Annotated in this window: 13 protein-coding genes and 1 pseudogene; 5 read left to right on the top strand and 9 right to left on the bottom strand. The window is 57.2% G+C overall.

Annotation, left to right across the window (positions count from 1 at the left end; genetic code table 11):
* Positions 1–235: 235 nt before the first annotated feature.
* Complete coding sequence (locus O7A61_RS01170; protein ID WP_337128052.1) at positions 236–535, bottom strand: hypothetical protein; 300 nt, start codon at positions 533–535, stop codon at positions 236–238.
* A 432-nt stretch (positions 536–967) separates the two neighbouring features.
* Complete coding sequence (locus O7A61_RS01165) at positions 968–2620, bottom strand: ABC transporter substrate-binding protein (protein ID WP_442921031.1); 1653 nt, start codon at positions 2618–2620, stop codon at positions 968–970.
* A 737-nt stretch (positions 2621–3357) separates the two neighbouring features.
* Here O7A61_RS01165 and O7A61_RS01160 point away from each other — a divergent pair.
* From O7A61_RS01160 to O7A61_RS01150, 3 genes and pseudogenes are all read left to right on the top strand, one after another.
* Positions 3358–3672: pseudogene (locus O7A61_RS01160) on the top strand (aminotransferase class III-fold pyridoxal phosphate-dependent enzyme); the annotation flags it as partial.
* Positions 3673–3708: 36 nt separating this feature from the next.
* On the top strand, positions 3709–4245 hold the full coding sequence (locus O7A61_RS01155; protein WP_337128054.1) for a choline/carnitine O-acyltransferase: 537 nt from the start codon (positions 3709–3711) through the stop codon (positions 4243–4245).
* Positions 4246–4259: 14 nt separating this feature from the next.
* Entirely contained in the window at positions 4260–4670 is a 411-nt protein-coding gene (locus tag O7A61_RS01150) for a VOC family protein (protein WP_337128051.1), read from the top strand.
* 121 nt (positions 4671–4791) lie between these two features.
* Here O7A61_RS01150 and O7A61_RS01145 read toward each other — a convergent pair whose 3' ends face one another.
* The 7 genes from O7A61_RS01145 to O7A61_RS01115 form a co-directional block, all read right to left on the bottom strand.
* The gene (locus tag O7A61_RS01145) at positions 4792–7038 is read right to left on the bottom strand and encodes a N,N-dimethylformamidase beta subunit family domain-containing protein (protein WP_337128050.1); all 2247 of its coding nucleotides are present in this window, start codon (positions 7036–7038) and stop codon (positions 4792–4794) included.
* Positions 7035–7352 (bottom strand): ABC transporter permease, encoded by a 318-nt coding sequence (locus O7A61_RS01140; protein WP_337128049.1) that lies wholly within the window; start codon positions 7350–7352, stop codon positions 7035–7037. The genes O7A61_RS01145 and O7A61_RS01140 overlap by 4 nt, the downstream gene beginning before the upstream one ends.
* Positions 7353–7361: 9 nt before the next feature.
* On the bottom strand, positions 7362–8684 hold the full coding sequence (gabT, locus tag O7A61_RS01135) for a 4-aminobutyrate--2-oxoglutarate transaminase (protein WP_337128048.1): 1323 nt from the start codon (positions 8682–8684) through the stop codon (positions 7362–7364).
* A gap of 110 nt (positions 8685–8794) precedes the next feature.
* Positions 8795–9529: an SDR family NAD(P)-dependent oxidoreductase gene (locus O7A61_RS01130; protein WP_337128047.1), complete on the bottom strand. Its 735-nt coding sequence runs from the start codon at positions 9527–9529 to the stop codon at positions 8795–8797.
* 49 nt (positions 9530–9578) lie between these two features.
* Positions 9579–10193: a short chain dehydrogenase gene (locus O7A61_RS01125; protein WP_337128046.1), complete on the bottom strand. Its 615-nt coding sequence runs from the start codon at positions 10191–10193 to the stop codon at positions 9579–9581.
* Positions 10194–10226: 33 nt separating this feature from the next.
* Complete coding sequence (locus O7A61_RS01120) at positions 10227–11099, bottom strand: dihydrodipicolinate synthase family protein (RefSeq protein ID WP_337128045.1); 873 nt, start codon at positions 11097–11099, stop codon at positions 10227–10229.
* A gap of 17 nt (positions 11100–11116) precedes the next feature.
* Positions 11117–12325: an NAD(P)/FAD-dependent oxidoreductase gene (locus O7A61_RS01115; protein ID WP_337128053.1), complete on the bottom strand. Its 1209-nt coding sequence runs from the start codon at positions 12323–12325 to the stop codon at positions 11117–11119.
* 266 nt (positions 12326–12591) lie between these two features.
* Between O7A61_RS01115 and O7A61_RS01110 the strand changes: the two genes are divergently transcribed.
* Positions 12592–13500, top strand: coding sequence for a LysR substrate-binding domain-containing protein (locus O7A61_RS01110; protein WP_337128044.1), 909 nt, complete (start codon positions 12592–12594; stop codon positions 13498–13500).
* 229 nt (positions 13501–13729) lie between these two features.
* Positions 13730–15268 carry a trimethylamine methyltransferase family protein gene (locus O7A61_RS01105; RefSeq protein ID WP_337128043.1) on the top strand — a complete coding sequence of 513 codons (1539 nt, stop codon included), beginning with the start codon at positions 13730–13732 and terminating at the stop codon, positions 15266–15268.
* Positions 15269–15301 lie beyond the last annotated feature (33 nt).

Raw genomic sequence — 15301 nt, 5'->3', positions numbered from 1 at the left:
CCGCCTCTTGCTCCTTCAAAATCGCGATGACCTGTTCTTCCGTGAACCGTGAACGCTTCATTCGTCCGTCTCCTTGAGCGGGACGAACTCTACCAAAAACTGGAGGAGCTTCAGGGTCTCAGGTCACCGGCTTTGCCGACCGCGAGCACCGGATATCGCATCTTTACCGCCGAAGGCAGCCCGCACGGTGAGCGCAGCGCGGGTTTCAACGAATATCGTCATCCGACAATCCTCTTCACCAAGTCCATCTGAGCCTATGCGCACGTCCTGTTGGCGGAGCGAACCGAAGCGCATGACGCGTTCGACAACCCTTCGGGCTTGGCCGATATCCTCCTTCATTGGCTCCTTTGCGGCAAAAAATGGCTTCATCCACTTCCTTGCCCAGGTTTTCAGCCAGTTCCTGGTCGATATCGAAGAAATCGGCGGCATCGAGAAGCATGCGTGCGCCGGAGCCGCGCTCCATGCGCTGGTGGACGATGTTGTCAAACGCCTCATCGCGGTCCGGCTTCCTTCCCAGTCGCGCCGTCAATTCCATCAGTTCAGGCGTCCACCCGATCGGTGCAGATTTCTTCCGCTCACGATCGGCACTTCATGGCAGCCGCCGTCCCGCCTACCGTATACCTGTGTCCCAATAAAGCACTGGGGCCCGCTAGCGCGGCGGTAACACAATGGAAGTAACCATTGGTGGCCTCTCAGCGGTCGACGTTGGAATAAGGTCCGGGTCGCCTGATGCCTGAGCAAAAAGCAGGACGACCAAAGGTATGGTGATCAGGATTGCCACAATCACGGGCCACAGCTCCGTCGACTTATCGTCATCATGCCCCTTGTTCCATCGATAAGGCATATTACCTCAACGCCCGTCGCTGAAGAAATTCCGGCGCGCATAGCACCGGACTGCCCTCAGCCCGAAAACAAAAGGTAGAGTTCGCTGTGATAGGGGCAACCTATGACGTAGCATAGGTTGGCCTCAAGCGGCTGGGTCGAGCCAAACTCGTCCGAGGTCGATTTCGAATGTCGGATGCATTGAGTAGCCTCTGACGTGCTTTGTCGAGTGATTATACAGGGAAAGCCAGTAAGGTTGGATGATGATACCGGAATCCTGCAGGAGCATCTCAATGTCCTGCATTAACACCTTACGCTTTTGCCCATCGGGCACCGTCAAAGCCGCGTCGAGCTTCTGATCGAACTCAGGACTTGACCACCCAGCTTCATTCCAAGCGGCCCCGCTGCGGTAGGCGAGCACGAGGGTCTGCACCCCCAGCGGTCGCATATTCCAATTGGTGATCGAAAGCGGATATTTCAACCAATCGTTGTAGAAGCTACTGCTGGGTATGATGGTATGCTTTACCTTAAAACCAGCTTCGCGCCACTGCGCCGCGATGGCCTCGCCCGTATTTTTGAGCCAATCTTCGTCACTGGTGATGATATCGTGCTCAAAATCAAGGGCTCCCGCTTTGGCCATCAGCTCCTTGGCCGCCTTTACGTCTCGTTTCTTTTCCGGGACTGGATAGAACTCGGGGTGGATGGGTGCCACGTGATAGTTCGCAGCCACGGTGCCCTGGCTATTGACTGCAAGTTGCAGCACAGCAGAATTGTCGACCGCGAGCTGGAGTGCATTACGCACCCGCTGATCGTCATACGGTTTGGCGGAAACGTGCGTGCGGCATACGAGAGTAGTGGCCGTTTTCGCCTCAGACTTCACTAGCCCGAGTTTATCGAAAACGGGCACATAGTCTGCGAAGGTATGATAGTTCGCGTCGATTTCGCCTGACTCGAACGCGCTGGTGATCGCGGAGGGATCTGTGCCGTAGTCGATGAACTGAACTTCGTCCAGGAGGGCTTCACCGCCCCACCAGCTACCGTTTGCCCGCCGCTTCAGAACGGCCTTTTGACTGACGTCCCATGACACCAGTTCAAACGGTCCGGTGCCGACAGGGTGCGCTATGATGTCGGAGCCGGTCTTTTCAAAATCCCTATGGACAATGAGCGCAGGGTAGTCCGCCATGCCGGGAATGATGGTGATGTCGGATCTGGCTAACTTCAGCTTGACGGTGTGATCATCGACTTTGGTGATGGCTCCTTCCGTGGCCTTCCCCGTCTTGCTATCGATCAGACTGGCCATGCGTTCTGCCATGGAATTACCCGACACACCCTTGTCGCACCAGCGCAGCAGGTTGAAAATCACGTCGTCAGCGGTGAAGTCGTCCCCGTTATTCCACTTAACCCCTTTACGGAGATGTAGTGTGTATTCTGTCGCTTTCTCGTTCGTTTCCCAACTCTCGAGAAGTCTCGGCTCAAATGTATAGCTGTCAGTATACTTTACCAGTGGCTCAAGGAATTGCCGGTATATATTGGCAATCTCTGAATAATCGTTTATCCTTGGGTCCTTGGCACCATAGACCAACATTCCAATTCGCAGGGTGCCACCTTTTTTTGGCGTTTCATCAGCACGCGCCTGCGGCACGGAACCAAGCATTCCATAGGCTACAGCCGTCGAAGCACCGAAGATCGTAGCAAGCGCCAGAAATTCACGCCGATCCATGCCGTCATTCTTCACGGCATCGGAAAGAGCTTCGAACACCTTAGGCATAGCCTTTCCCTGCAGATTGAAAAACCCCACTTGAACCTCCTCTATTGTTTGGCCAGAGCGACCCCGCGCGCTGCCAGAAGGTGCTGGTCGATTTGTTCTCACAGGTGGTGAACTCTCCAAGGTCGACCCAGCCGACTGGCTTTGGTGCTTTGGATCATAGGAATCCGCGACAGCGTTGACGATTCTCAAAAAGTTTCGCTGGGGTTAAATCCTATTGATACCAGCTGTCGAATGACACTGGCCCAACGCGTCGGTGTACCGCGACGGTCCCCCTTAGGTAGGACTTCGGGAAATCTGGACTAGCTGTAGAGTATTCCGTTTGTGCTCAGCCATGTGGCTCGGGAAAGCCTGACCCTGCGGTTCGCGTTGCTGGGTGCAGATGCAGCATTTGGGTCGGCTCGGCATGGCCAAGCTTTATATCCGAGAACTTGGCGTGAACGAACGCTGAGCATCCCTGCGTCCCACGGGAGATCTGGGTATAGACTGGGTTTACGATCACCAGAATTTTTTAGCAATTGTTGGGACCTCAAACGATACCCTAGGCTCACAGCTATGTACGGGTCCAGCCTTGCACTCTTGGCATTGTTTCTCGGCCGACCGACTAACGCCTGCGAGGGCCTACTGTGACCAGCCGTCATAATGCCAGCATTGTACTCCCACCGCAGGCTTTCACAGCTTCCATCGAGTACATGGAGCGAGCACGCGCTGTAATACCCCTGGGGGTGACATCTTCCAGTCGCGCGGCATAACGGCCGGTCCCCGTCGTAGTCGCCCGCGCCCAGGGGTCTCGCCTGTATGACATAGACGGCAACGAGTACATTGATTATCTCGCCGGTTGGGGTCCCATGCTGCTCGGCCATCAACCCAAGCCGGTGATCGAGGCAGTGCGCGCACAGCTGGAGCGGGGCGAGATATTCGGTACCCCTCACGAAGGTGAGCTTGAACTTGCCGAGCGCATCGTGCGCCTTGTGCCTTGCGCCGAAATGGTGACATTTCTGTCCTCCGGCAGTGAAACCGTGCACCTCGCTCTTGCGATTGCACGTGGTGCCACCGGCCGCCGTCGCGTCCTAAAGTTCGACGGACAATTCAACGGATGGATTGCTCCGTTGCGAACCAACATGCCGGGTATGCCGGCCGTTGGGCATCAACCGCCATACGCAGCTCGACCAGACGCCGGCTGGCCTCAGAGTGGCGATGAAGTTGAGATCTGCCCATGGAACGATACGGCCGCGTTGGAAGCTGAAATGGAGCGAGTGGGGGATATCCACATGAGGCGTGGCGGTGAGATTGGTGACCTGCCAATTTTCAGCTCGCCAGGTTGGCTCACAATGCGCGACGCTTGCATGAGCACGAGCTCATCATCTTCAGAGCACATCCAGTACTTCGGCTTCGGGCCAACGGGCACCAAGAACATCGGAGTACCGTATGTGTTGCTCCCCGAAAGACTGAATATCTACCTGGCTGCCCAGCGCCCGACGGCTGGCCAGATGCATACATTCGCTGAGCGCCGACACAGAGGCCGTCTCCGAGCTGGAGCAGCTATTGACTATCTAGCTGGTCCTCTCCGTATCGAGCGATGGAAGGACGGTGATATCGGGCATCTGCCGATTTCCCGTTGTCAGACAAGCCCACCACCTTTCTCTCACCACAACTGAAAGAGGAGAACTCTGTGCTCGAACTCAAGCGCCTCGACAATCTGGACATTCTTACACATGAGGTGCAGAGGCTCGTCGATTTTTACCATGTCACTCTCGGTCTGCCCTTCTACCTCCCCTATGTAAAAGAGGAGCAGTACGCGGCTTTGAACCTCGGCAATCTCACGCTTTACATCTTCAGATCGGGGGACGGCGAGCATGCTCCTCGGCGGACCACCGTGAATGCTGACAACCTTCCTGGCTTCGACTCAATCTCATTCGAGGTTGCTGACCTCGACGCCGCCGAGGCTGCTCTCGATGGCAAGGTCGTGTGGGTCAATGAGCGGATGGAATGGAAGCACCAAAACGGCACCTGGTACCGCAACCGACCTTTTTTCGACCCTGATGGCAACATGCTTTACCTGACCGAGCCGCATCGAGTTTGAGCCGCGCCTTTCGCTTGATCCAGAGCACTTGTTCAGGGTTTCTGGAAGGGCGGACGTATCCTGTCGCGAATGAACTCGGGACTGGAGGCCGCTTACAGAGGGCGCAGGTGAGTAACGATGATCAGGGCGTCTTCGGCAGCGAAAATGGCGTTGGGTCCCGAAAACGCTCCAGAACGTTGCGCGTCATCAGCGACACGTCATTGTCGTAGTCGTTCACAGGCAAGCTCATGCACCAGGAGATCGAGCCGATTGAAAAAACCGCCCCACCCCCTGTCGTTTCGAAGAAGACAATGTCTGACCGCACGTTTTTGTTCTCGCTGCCGCCGATCATCCAATGCATGGCGCCGAATTCTTCCTTAGCCACGACCATGTAATCGGTGTGGTTCGTCGAGGAAGCAATTACCACGGCGTGTTGAGGCGACCCCAACTCTGGTTCGTATCGATCAAGCTCTTGTCCGGCAGCCCCGTTGCCGGCAAGTCCGTAATCGCCAAAAACGCGATCTCGGTTGATATCCTTCAATATAAAATCCACGCGGGGATCGTTGCTCCCGGGTGCCCACTGGTAGTACGAACCCGACTGGAACCCCTGGGCACAGAAACCCACTCCCAATAGCCGGTTAGGCGTGCGGTCCTGGCGGCGCCAAAGGCCCCCAAATTCTCCTGTCGTGCTCATGAAGTATTCGCCTGGTTCAGCTGACCAAGTCCGGGAGCCATCCTCGGCGCGGCGGACTTCGATCAGTCCGGGTAAGGTCGGGTGGAAAGCGGTCCTCCAGTAAAAGCCGTTGCCGCCCAGATACATCAAGCGCCCGCCCCGAGCCAGATGTGTCTTCAAGGCGTCCCACATCGCCAGGGAGACATACTCTGGATGGCATCCCGTCAGGACGACGTGATAGGGCGCGAGAATGCTCCCTCCTTCGCTGTGGAGGTCCTCGTCCGTGATGACGTCTGCATTGATACCCAGCGCGTCGAGCCAACCGGTCAGATATCCGTCGCCACCGAATGACCAATATTTTGCATTGGGAGACATATTCAGGACCGGCCGCAGGCGCGACGAATAACAGACGCCGCTCCCGTCTGTGTGAAGATCGTATAGGGACTTCCCATATTCGGGATTCTCGTCAAGGAAGAGGTCATCCTCTCCGAAAATCGGAAGCGCACCCATACTCATCACGTCGAGCGGGTCACGCGCAATCAGCCTCTGATTGGCATAGGCTGTGTAAGTTGCGGTCGACGCAAGGTATACGACTTTGGTCGTTGCTTGCCCCTTGGGCGGGCGAATAAAGAAGATCACGTATGCCGGGCTCGCATTACGCGCATCGAGGCGTGCAGCATAAACCCCGCTTTCCAGCCCATCCGGTACTGTGAAGGTAAAGTCAGTGGCCCAGCCGGCATCGTAAAGGTCGTCATCGTGGAAATGGATCGCGCCATATTCGCTCGGCGCGGATCGCCAGTCGTGAACCTTCCCGGTCCAATTGTATCCTTTCATGGCTCGCGTCGGCATGTTGATGAGCCTGCCGTCGAGCCCCTTGCCCGAAACATCCCGAATGACGTCTGACCCTTGATCGATGCTGAAATCCCAATCAGCAACGGCCTGTCCGGCCAACCGACTGCTTCCGGGGCCGTCACGGAGCGAAGAAGTCTCCTCGACGCTCAAAGAGCAGGCGTAGAGTTTCGGAGATTCGATCTTCCCGTTGTAGTGCCCGCCGGCAATCAGCACCCCATTTTGCGAGGACGTCCTATGGCCGCCGATGAGGAACGATGTCTGCGGGATATCTCCTCGGCCTGCAGAAATGTTGAATGAACGACTTTCGGGGCGGTCGAGATCGCCGATGTCGCACAACGGACTCTGGTGAAGCGCGACTGTTTGTTCCTTGGCATTGTAGCTAACCGCGATGAATACCCACCTTCGCTCGCGCAACGGTTTTTCGAGGTTTACTGCCGACACGGCCCCTTTCCCGTCGCCTATCAGAAACGCCAGCCGGCCCGCTTCATCGATCTGGATCGCAAAGCCATGGCGGCGCTCTTCGTCCCATGTACCGGCGACCGTCTGGGCTTTTGAACCCAGAAGCGTGGGCCATAGCCAAGCGTGGAAGGTGAAATCGGCAAGTTCAGAAAATGCCGTGTCGTGCGTCACCAGGCCGTAAGAGCCTGTGTAAATAGGCTGCCTGCGAGCGGGCCACTCCTTGTTGAACGGCGCGTCGACCGGGCGCTCGATAAGGCCTGCCGTGCTGGGGTGGTCCTCGGTGGTGATCAGTCTCACCAGCCTGGCAGAAAACCGATCTGCTTCTCCTATCGAACTGATCTTGAATTCGATGGTGTCACCGGGCTTAGCACTCAAGACGTTGGCGTAACCAGCGAGCGTCCTCACGAGCGATCTCCGTCAGGTAAATCCGTTCCAAAATGCTGTCGCCAACGTTTGCGGAACACGTACCACTCCGCGTCGGCCAGGTTTTCAAAGATCACCTCCTCATGCCTTTTTAGGGCACTGCCTGGAATCCCCGTCAGAGTTGCCAGCATCCAACTCCGGTTCGGCTGAATGGTGAGCAAGGCATGTTTCCCAGCGACCGGAAGGCTCCTGAAGGTTCGGAGAAGCTTCTGCAGGTTCGGGCTGTGATGCCCGAACGGTGCGCGACGGAACTCAGCTGCCAATTCGAGTTGCTCTGACGGGGTTTCTGCGTGCATGGGTCTTGCTCACACAGCCTGAGCCAAGGGAGAGCTTACGACCTCGCCATCCACCGCGGCATTGATAGCATCCTCGATGATCTGCAGGGATTCGTCGATGACTGCGTCCGATATCGTCAATGGGACAAGGAAGCGGATCACGTTGAAGTGCCTACCGGCCGAAGCCAGCAGCAACCCGCGGTCAGCGGCCTCCTCGATCACCTTGGCCGTGAGGGAACGCGCAGGCTTGCGGGTCTCTTCATCCTCGACCAGTTCGACACCAATCATTGCCCCGAGCCCACGGATATCGCCGATCGGCGAGCGATTTCTCTTTTTTTGAATTCGCTGCAAGCCAGCCTTAAGACGGTCCCCAACCTCCTGGGCACGATTGAGCAGGTTGTCCCTGTCGATCACGTCCAGGACCGCCAATGCTGCCGCACATGCCAGCGGGTTCCCCGCATAGGTCCCGCCCAAGCCGCCGACGCCGACGCTATCCATGATCTCTGCTTTGCCGACCACTGCGGCAAGCGGAATTCCTGCCGCCAAACTCTTGGCCGTCAGGATCAGGTCGGGTTCAACGCCGGTGTGTTCGATTGCAAACAGACGGCCGCTTCGCCCCATGCCGCACTGAACTTCGTCGGCTACAAGGACAATGCCATGGCGGTCGCAGAGGCGCCGGATACCGACCATGAATTCGACAGGTGACGGAATGTAGCCGCCTTCGCCGATAAGCGGCTCGATGACAATTGCTGCCACCGCGCTGGGCTCTATTTCGGTTTCAAACAGCGTTTCGAGGGCCGAAAGGCAGTGCTCGACGCTAACGCCTCGATACAGATCCGGGTACGGTGCGCGATATATGCTCCCCGGGAACGGGCCGAAAGACTGTTTGTAAGGGTTGACCTTACCTGTCATCGCCATGGTCAGGAGCGTGCGGCCGTGAAATGCGCCGCCAAACACAATGATTCCGCGGCGCTTTGTGTAAGCGCGCGAAATCTTGACCGCATTTTCCACCGCCTCAGCCCCTGTCGTGAGGAGCAAGGTCTTGGCCGGTCCGCCAACCTTGCAGCGCTTGTTGAGACGCTCCGCAAGCTCGACATAGCTCTCATAAGGAGCTGTTCCAAAGAAAGTATGGCTGAACCTTTTCAGCTGGGCCTCTATCGCGGCAGTTACGTCCGGGTTTGAGTGCCCGACCGCAAGCGCGCCCATTCCACCTACAAAATCAATGTATCGCCGTCCCTCTACGTCCCAGAGTTCCGCGTTTTGAGCCCGGTCCACGTAAATTGGAAATGACATAGAGGCGCCCGCGGAAACCGCGGCTCTGCGACGCTCGTCAAGAGCAGTGTTCAATGACATGTTGTTAGCTCCTTTGGTCTTGTAAGGTTTGGACTTCTGCTTAAAGCTTGGTTTCCAAAAGACGGCCTCCACGCCTTCCAAACTACTGGGCCGGGAAGGCCGCCGTCGGCTCAAGGAAGGCTAAGCTTCGCCATTCGGCCCCCGTCTATCGTCCAGACTTGGCCCGTGACAAAGGACGCTTCGGCGGAGGCCAGCCAGGCAACCAAGCTCGCCACTTCCTCCGGCTCCCCTGTTCGCCCTACGGGATGGATGGTGCCTACTCGTTCCCGGAATGACTTGGGATCCGGCAGATTTTCAATGAACTCCACGTTCAAGGCGGTGTCGATCCAACCGGGCGCGACCGCGTTGCAGCGCACCCCTTCGCGGCTGTGGTCAATCGCTACTGCGCGGGTCAGGCCGTGCAGACCCGCCTTTGACGCGCAATAGGCCGCGTGTTTCGGGTTGGACCCCAGTCCCTCGATGGATCCAACATTCACAATCGTGCCGGCTGTCGCCCGCAGATGGGGCATCGCTGATTTGATAAGCGCAAATGGCGTGGTCAGATTGACAGCGATGGTTCGCTCCCAATCGGCCATCCTCATCTCTTCGACCAGTGCCTCTTGCATGACCCCCGCATTGTTGACCAGAACGTCGAGCCGCCCGGCCCTCTCCACCACTGTGTCTATGAGGTGGCCCGCCCTTTCCGGAACCGCGAAATCAACGCTGATGGCTTCGAATTCCCGATCCTCACCGCGTTGCGCGGTAAAAACGCGAGCCCCCTCTTCTCGAAGGCGATGCGCTATTGCGAAGCCGATACCGCTTCGCCCGCCCGTCACCAGGGCGACCTTATCTTGAAACCTTTTCATCGGCCTGCCTCAGAACCTCTGCGATCCCCTTGGATTCGATTCGTCACCGTCATCGCTCCCGCGACCATCCGACACGGTAGACGCATCCGGTCTGCCGCCCCTCGACACTTTTCACGTATGCAAGCACCACCTCTGGCGTTGCCACCGGTTTGGTGCCCACAAAGAACGGCCCGTAAAGAGCCGTTGATTCCTGCAGCATCGTGGGACTTACCAAGTTGATCCTGCGGTCGCTCTGGAGCTCGATCGCAGCACTGCGAACGAACCCTTCAAGGGCTCCGTTGACCATGGCAGAAGATGTACCAAGCGGAATTGGATCTTCATTGGTAGGACCGGACGTCAGGGTGAACGAACCACCGTCACGAAGGTACTTCCGTCCGGACCTGACGAGATTGACCTGTCCCATAAGCTTGCTTTTCAACCCGATCGAATATTGCTCGACCGAGAACTCTTGAAGGGTCGCAAAGTGGACCGCACCAGCTGTGCAAATCAGGGCGTCGAAGTGACCGGTTTGGTTAAACAGCCGCGCGATTGACGAAGGGTCTGCAATATCGACCTGATAGTCGCCGGAGCCTCGATTAACCGCGATTACCTCGTGCCGGGTGCCAAGTTCCGCGGCAACGGCCCTGCCAATCACGCCGCTGGCGCCTATATGGACAATTTTCACGCGGGCCTCACTGACGCAATGCTGGTTGACCTCTTAGCTGCCCAAGCCCTCAAGGGATTTCCGCAGAAGAGCATCCTGGTCTGCCGAGAGCTTCCTTAGCGGACGACGTACGTTACCCGTTCCATAGCCACGCAATTGAGCGGCGCGAAGAACGGAAGGCGTGTAGGGCGCGCGCCATATAAAGAGAATCGACGGCAGCATGCGCTGCCACAAAGCCAAGGCTTGCTCGTACTTGCCGCCAATGACGAGATCATAAAGTTCAACAGCTTCGGTCGGCATGTAGTTTGCGGCACCCCAAATCACGCCGCGAGCTCCAGCCATGAGAGCATATACCGTCGTGGGGTCGGCACCGTTTAGAACAGTCCCGCTTTTTTGGAGAAACTCCTGATGGACGGTAAAATCGCCGGCGCTATCCTTGATGTAGTTAAAGTTTTTCAGCTGAAAAAGTCGCTCAAGCAACTGCGGTGACACGGAAATGCCCGTGGCCTGGGGTATGTTGTATCCGACGATGTCCGTGCCTACGACTGCATCGACCGCCCTGTAAAATTCGAAGATGCCATCATCATCGCTCGGGCCCTCGAAGTAAGGAGGCAAAATCATCAAAGCCTGTGCGCCAACTGACTCGGCGTGCTGCGAGCGCCGTATCACTTCATCCATGTTGAGGGCAGACGTCTGGCAGATGACGTTGCATCGCCCCGCGATCCGTTTTGCGCCCACCTCGTACAGGCGATTGCATTCGACTTCCGTCAGGTACGGATGCTGGCCGGTTCCAGCACCAAGAACCAAGCCATGAACACCAGCTTCAACGTACTGATCGATAAGCTTCTCAAATACAGCGAAGTCGATCACGCCATTTCCATCGAATGGCGTTTGCATCGCGAGGTTGATACCCTTCAGATCCGCCATGACTACTCCCTCCAGCGTTAGACTTCAGCACCGGCTTGTCTGAAGCGGAATGCGGTTACAATACGAACTCCCATAGCGGTCACCGGCTTTGGGTAGGGCTTGCTCGGGCTGGCCCGCGTCTTCAAAATATCGATAACGGGCGACGTTCGCAGCGAGGCCATTTCCGCGATAGCTTTGCCGAAGGCGGCCCCTCGCGCAACACCGGTGCCGTTGCAGAAAGCAGCCCCGTAAACATTCCGGTCAAGTTCGCCAAAAACCATCCCACCGTTTTGAGCAAGGGTCAGGAGACCGCCCCAGCTGGCTTCGAAGCCAATCGGTGATAGTTCAGGCCATCTACGATCGAATGCGATCTGTTGCTCCCGTCGTGCCTTCATCACGTCCTGTCGGGTGGTCTTGAAGTCTCTGGCATAGGCGTAGACGTTGCGGAGAAATAGACGGTTATCGACCGTACGTCGGACCGTCGTGCCAAAGCTGTTTGCCGGAATGAGCCCATAAGCCGCTTTGCTGCCGGCGCGTGATAGCTCATTTTCTGTCAGCTGCCGCGTCATGCTCGCGAACGTATAGAGCGGGATTGCACGATTTTCGAAAAAGCCAAATCTTGTCAGATAACCAGAGGCACAGATTATGACCTTGGACGGACGCAGCGTCCCCGTGGGGGTCTCGCAGACATGCTTGGGAGCGCCGAATTGAACCGAGGTTATCGGCGTATTTTCATGAACCACCACATTCGAAGGCAGGCGCCTGACGGCATCCTTGAGGTACTTTGCGGGTTGTAACAGGATAGTGCCAGGATGATGCAAAGCCCGAATATAATGGTTGCTCCCGGTAAGGGAACGGATCTCCTCGCGCTCAACCCAGCTGTAATTCTGTCCTAGCTTGTCCAGCGCCTCGGAAAAGCGCTTCAAATCTTCAGCACCGTGCGGGGTGGCAGCACTATGATATTTGCCCTGCGGATCCCAGTCACAATCGACCCCTTGTTCTTCAACCGCGCTGCGGATGTAGGCGATCCCGTCAAGGTTGACGAACAACTCCTCCTTGTTGCCCCTGATGTCTTCGACAAAGTCCTGTTTGCGGGGGTTATGAGCCAGATCGATCACGAAGCCCATGCATCGGCCGGATGCATTATCTCCGATGCGACCGGCGTCCACCAGAACCACGGAGCTATCTGGATTGAGTTCTGCATATCGACGCGCTGCGTGCAGCCCCATCCAGCCGCCGCCAATCACCAAGCAATCACAGGCTCGATCACCTGCCTGCGGAACCAGGGGCAATTCTGGTCCGGAAGCTATATACCAGCCTGACCGAGTAGGCTCCGGATGCGGCGGCTCGACGGGTATCCGCTTTCCCAAATTCTGGTCGCTCGAACTCACTGCCAACTCGCTCTGTGATGGTGACCTGTGACGGTCACGCTCGTGTTGTCTCAGTGCTCGAATAGACCATCAGAGAGGAGGCTGGTAGACGGAAAAGATCGCGGCTGATATAGAGCTGCTTCATGTCCACGCTTCGCAGTCTGGTTCCCTCGACGCATTCGCTCTTCGTCTTCGAAGCGGCCGCTCGTACGCTCAGTTTCAAGAGCGCAGCCCGGGAATTGAACGTGACGCAGCCAAGCGTCTCACATTCCATCAAGATGTTCGAAAAGCATTGTGGGATCCTCCTGTTCGCCCGCGACAATCGTGGAGTTCAGCTGACCGAAGCCGGACGCCAGCTCTATGACGAAGTGCGAACGAGTTTCCGCCGGCTAGAGCAGAGGCTCGAGGTCATCTCCGATCGCGGGACGAAGTATGTCACGTTCGCGGCGTCCACTTCCTTGGCGGCCCATTGGCTTGCGCCGCAGCTGTATCACTTTCAACAGGAGCACCCAGACGTTAAGATCAAAGTTGTCGCCACGGACCGGGACGCCGAACCCGATCATGAAGTTGACGTGACGGTTTGGGTGCGGCCGCGGGATTTCAGCAGGGCAAACAGCTGGTTTGTTTGTGATGAAATCGTCTTTCCAGTCTGCTCACCTGCCTATCTTTTGTCCCATCCCTCCCCTCAGTCGGTCGATGATCTCCTCCAACATCAGCTGATCCACTCGTCCGATGCTTTCCGCAAGAGGATGGGTTGGCCAGAGTGGGTTGAGCTGGCGGGGGGCGATCCCACTGAAATCAAAACAGACATCGTCTTCAATGACTACCAACTGACCCTCCAGGCAGCTCTTGCTGGCGAAGGCATCTCGTTGGGATGGTCCCTCACGGCACAACACCTATTGAAAAATCGGCTTCTCATCCGACCGGTCCCGGTCGAGGTCAAGACAGATCGAGCTTTCTTCCTGCTGACCAGCGAGGATCCTGCCAGAAACAAGAGGAGCAAGCTTCTGGTGGACTGGTTTCTTGAGCAGACGAGTGAAATCCGGTCCTAACAACGCCTAGCTTGCACGACGGGGCCGTCAAGCGAACGATCGGCGCTGACGGTGAGCGCCTTAAAGATGCTCAGGTATAAACTGGATTGAAGACCAGCGAAAACTTTTGCTCATTCTCAGAACTCTCCCGTCGCAATATCATCACGAGCGTGTCATCTCGCGCCTTGGATGCAGCGACGATGGCCGGTTTGTGGCGCGGAGCGTTGCCCGCATTTGGGAAGGCCGAACAATGGACACTGATGCTCCCCTAAGCCGACGCCGAGGTGGACGTGCATCGGTCGTGGCCACCCGTGAAGCAGAGAGGCGGCCCCGGGTTTCGACCATCAGGTACGGGATCCGTCCCGTTGAAGCGGTGACCGCTGTGCAGTTAGAGCGCATCCACCAAGCGTCTCTGGCAATCCTGCGCGAAATCGGAATCGAATTCCGGGACGAGACCGCCATCAGGCAGTGGAAAGAGGCTGGCGCCGATGTCCGCGATCACCGCGTTCGCCTTGAAGGCGAGATGGTCATGGATCTTATCTCGAAGGCTCCTTCAAGTTTCGAAATGACGTCACGCGACCAATCGCAGCGTTTCGAGATCGCGCTCGATACGATGACATTCGGGGCGATGCAGGGTGCGCCGAATGTCCGCGACCTGCAGGGCGTACGCCGCGCCTCGACGATCGGGGATCTGCGAAATATGAACCGGCTAACGCAAATGCTGCCCGGATTTCATATCGCGGGCGGCTTCACCTGTGAGCCAACCGATATTGCGGTGCCGTGGCGGCACTTGCACATCAATCACTCGAGTCTCGTTGAGACCAACATGCCGTTCTTCGGTCTCACGACCGGGCAGCAGCGTGCCGAAGACTCCATTGCCATGGGGCAGATCGTCCACGGCAAAGCGTTTATGGACCAGAATGCGGTGATGATGGGACACGTGTCGGGAAACTCGCCACTTGTCTGGGACGCCACTATGCTCGAAGGACTTCGCGCATTCGTCGAGGCAAACCAGGTGGTGCTGCTCTCCCCGTTCGTGCTCGGGGCCGCCAACACTCCGGCCGACATCCCAGCGACGATTGCCCAACTGAATGCAGAGGCGCTCGCCGCCCTTGCTTACACCCAGTTGGTCAGGCCTGGGGCGAATATGATCTACGGCCAATACTCGGTCTCGGTGTCGATGCGCAGCGGCGCGCCGATGTCCGGGATGCCGGAGGTTACGCTCATCAACGCGGTTATCGGCCAACTTGCCAGACGATACGGGATACCGTGGCGGACCACCGCTTCTCAATCGTCCGCCAAGACCTTCGATGCTCAGTCCGGCTACGAATCGGCGGTTGCTTACATGTCGGGCGCCAGCGCCAACGCAAACTTGATGATGCATGCGGGCGGCTGGGATGAAGCCGGCCTCGTCTGCTGTATGGCCAAGTTCGTCGCCGATGCTGAACAGAACCTTCTGATGGAGAAATACGCTCGGGGGATAAATTTCGATCATTTTGATGATGCTCTTGAAGCGGTTCGGCGCATCGGTCCGGGTGGGCACTATCTCGGCGACGCCTTCACCCTCAAACGCTTCAAGGACGCCTTTATCGCACCCGAGATCCTGGACTACCTCAGCTACGAACAGTGGAAAGTGAAGGGGTCGCAGGACATGGCGCAACGTTGTCGGGAAAAGGCGAAGACGATCATCGCCAGTTACGAACAACCCTCCATGGACCCGGCCGTGCGCGAGGAGCTCGACGCCTTTGTGGCGAAGCGCCAGGAGGAAATTTCTCCAAGCATCGCCTAGCCTCCGAAAATCAATTGGGAACATAACAAAGGG

Source organism: Mesorhizobium sp. Cs1321R2N1 (assembly GCF_037179725.1).
Classification (GTDB): Bacteria; Pseudomonadota; Alphaproteobacteria; order Rhizobiales; family Rhizobiaceae; genus Mesorhizobium; species Mesorhizobium salmacidum.
The sequence above is the reverse complement of the archived record's forward strand: the minus strand, read 5'-3'. Positions and strand labels throughout refer to the sequence as shown.

Excerpts from the sequence above, each read along its gene's own strand:
- O7A61_RS01170 (WP_337128052.1), bottom strand. The coding sequence starts at position 535 with ATGGAATTGACGGCGCGACTGGGAAGGAAGCCGGACCGCGATGAGGCG.
- O7A61_RS01155 (WP_337128054.1), top strand. The coding sequence starts at position 3,709 with ATGCCGGGTATGCCGGCCGTTGGGCATCAACCGCCATACGCAGCTCGA.
- O7A61_RS01140 (WP_337128049.1), bottom strand. The coding sequence starts at position 7,352 with ATGCACGCAGAAACCCCGTCAGAGCAACTCGAATTGGCAGCTGAGTTC.
- gabT (WP_337128048.1), bottom strand. The coding sequence starts at position 8,684 with ATGTCATTGAACACTGCTCTTGACGAGCGTCGCAGAGCCGCGGTTTCC.
- O7A61_RS01130 (WP_337128047.1), bottom strand. The coding sequence starts at position 9,529 with ATGAAAAGGTTTCAAGATAAGGTCGCCCTGGTGACGGGCGGGCGAAGC.
- O7A61_RS01120 (WP_337128045.1), bottom strand. The coding sequence starts at position 11,099 with ATGGCGGATCTGAAGGGTATCAACCTCGCGATGCAAACGCCATTCGAT.
- O7A61_RS01110 (WP_337128044.1), top strand. The coding sequence starts at position 12,592 with ATGTCCACGCTTCGCAGTCTGGTTCCCTCGACGCATTCGCTCTTCGTC.
- O7A61_RS01105 (WP_337128043.1), top strand. The coding sequence starts at position 13,730 with ATGGACACTGATGCTCCCCTAAGCCGACGCCGAGGTGGACGTGCATCG.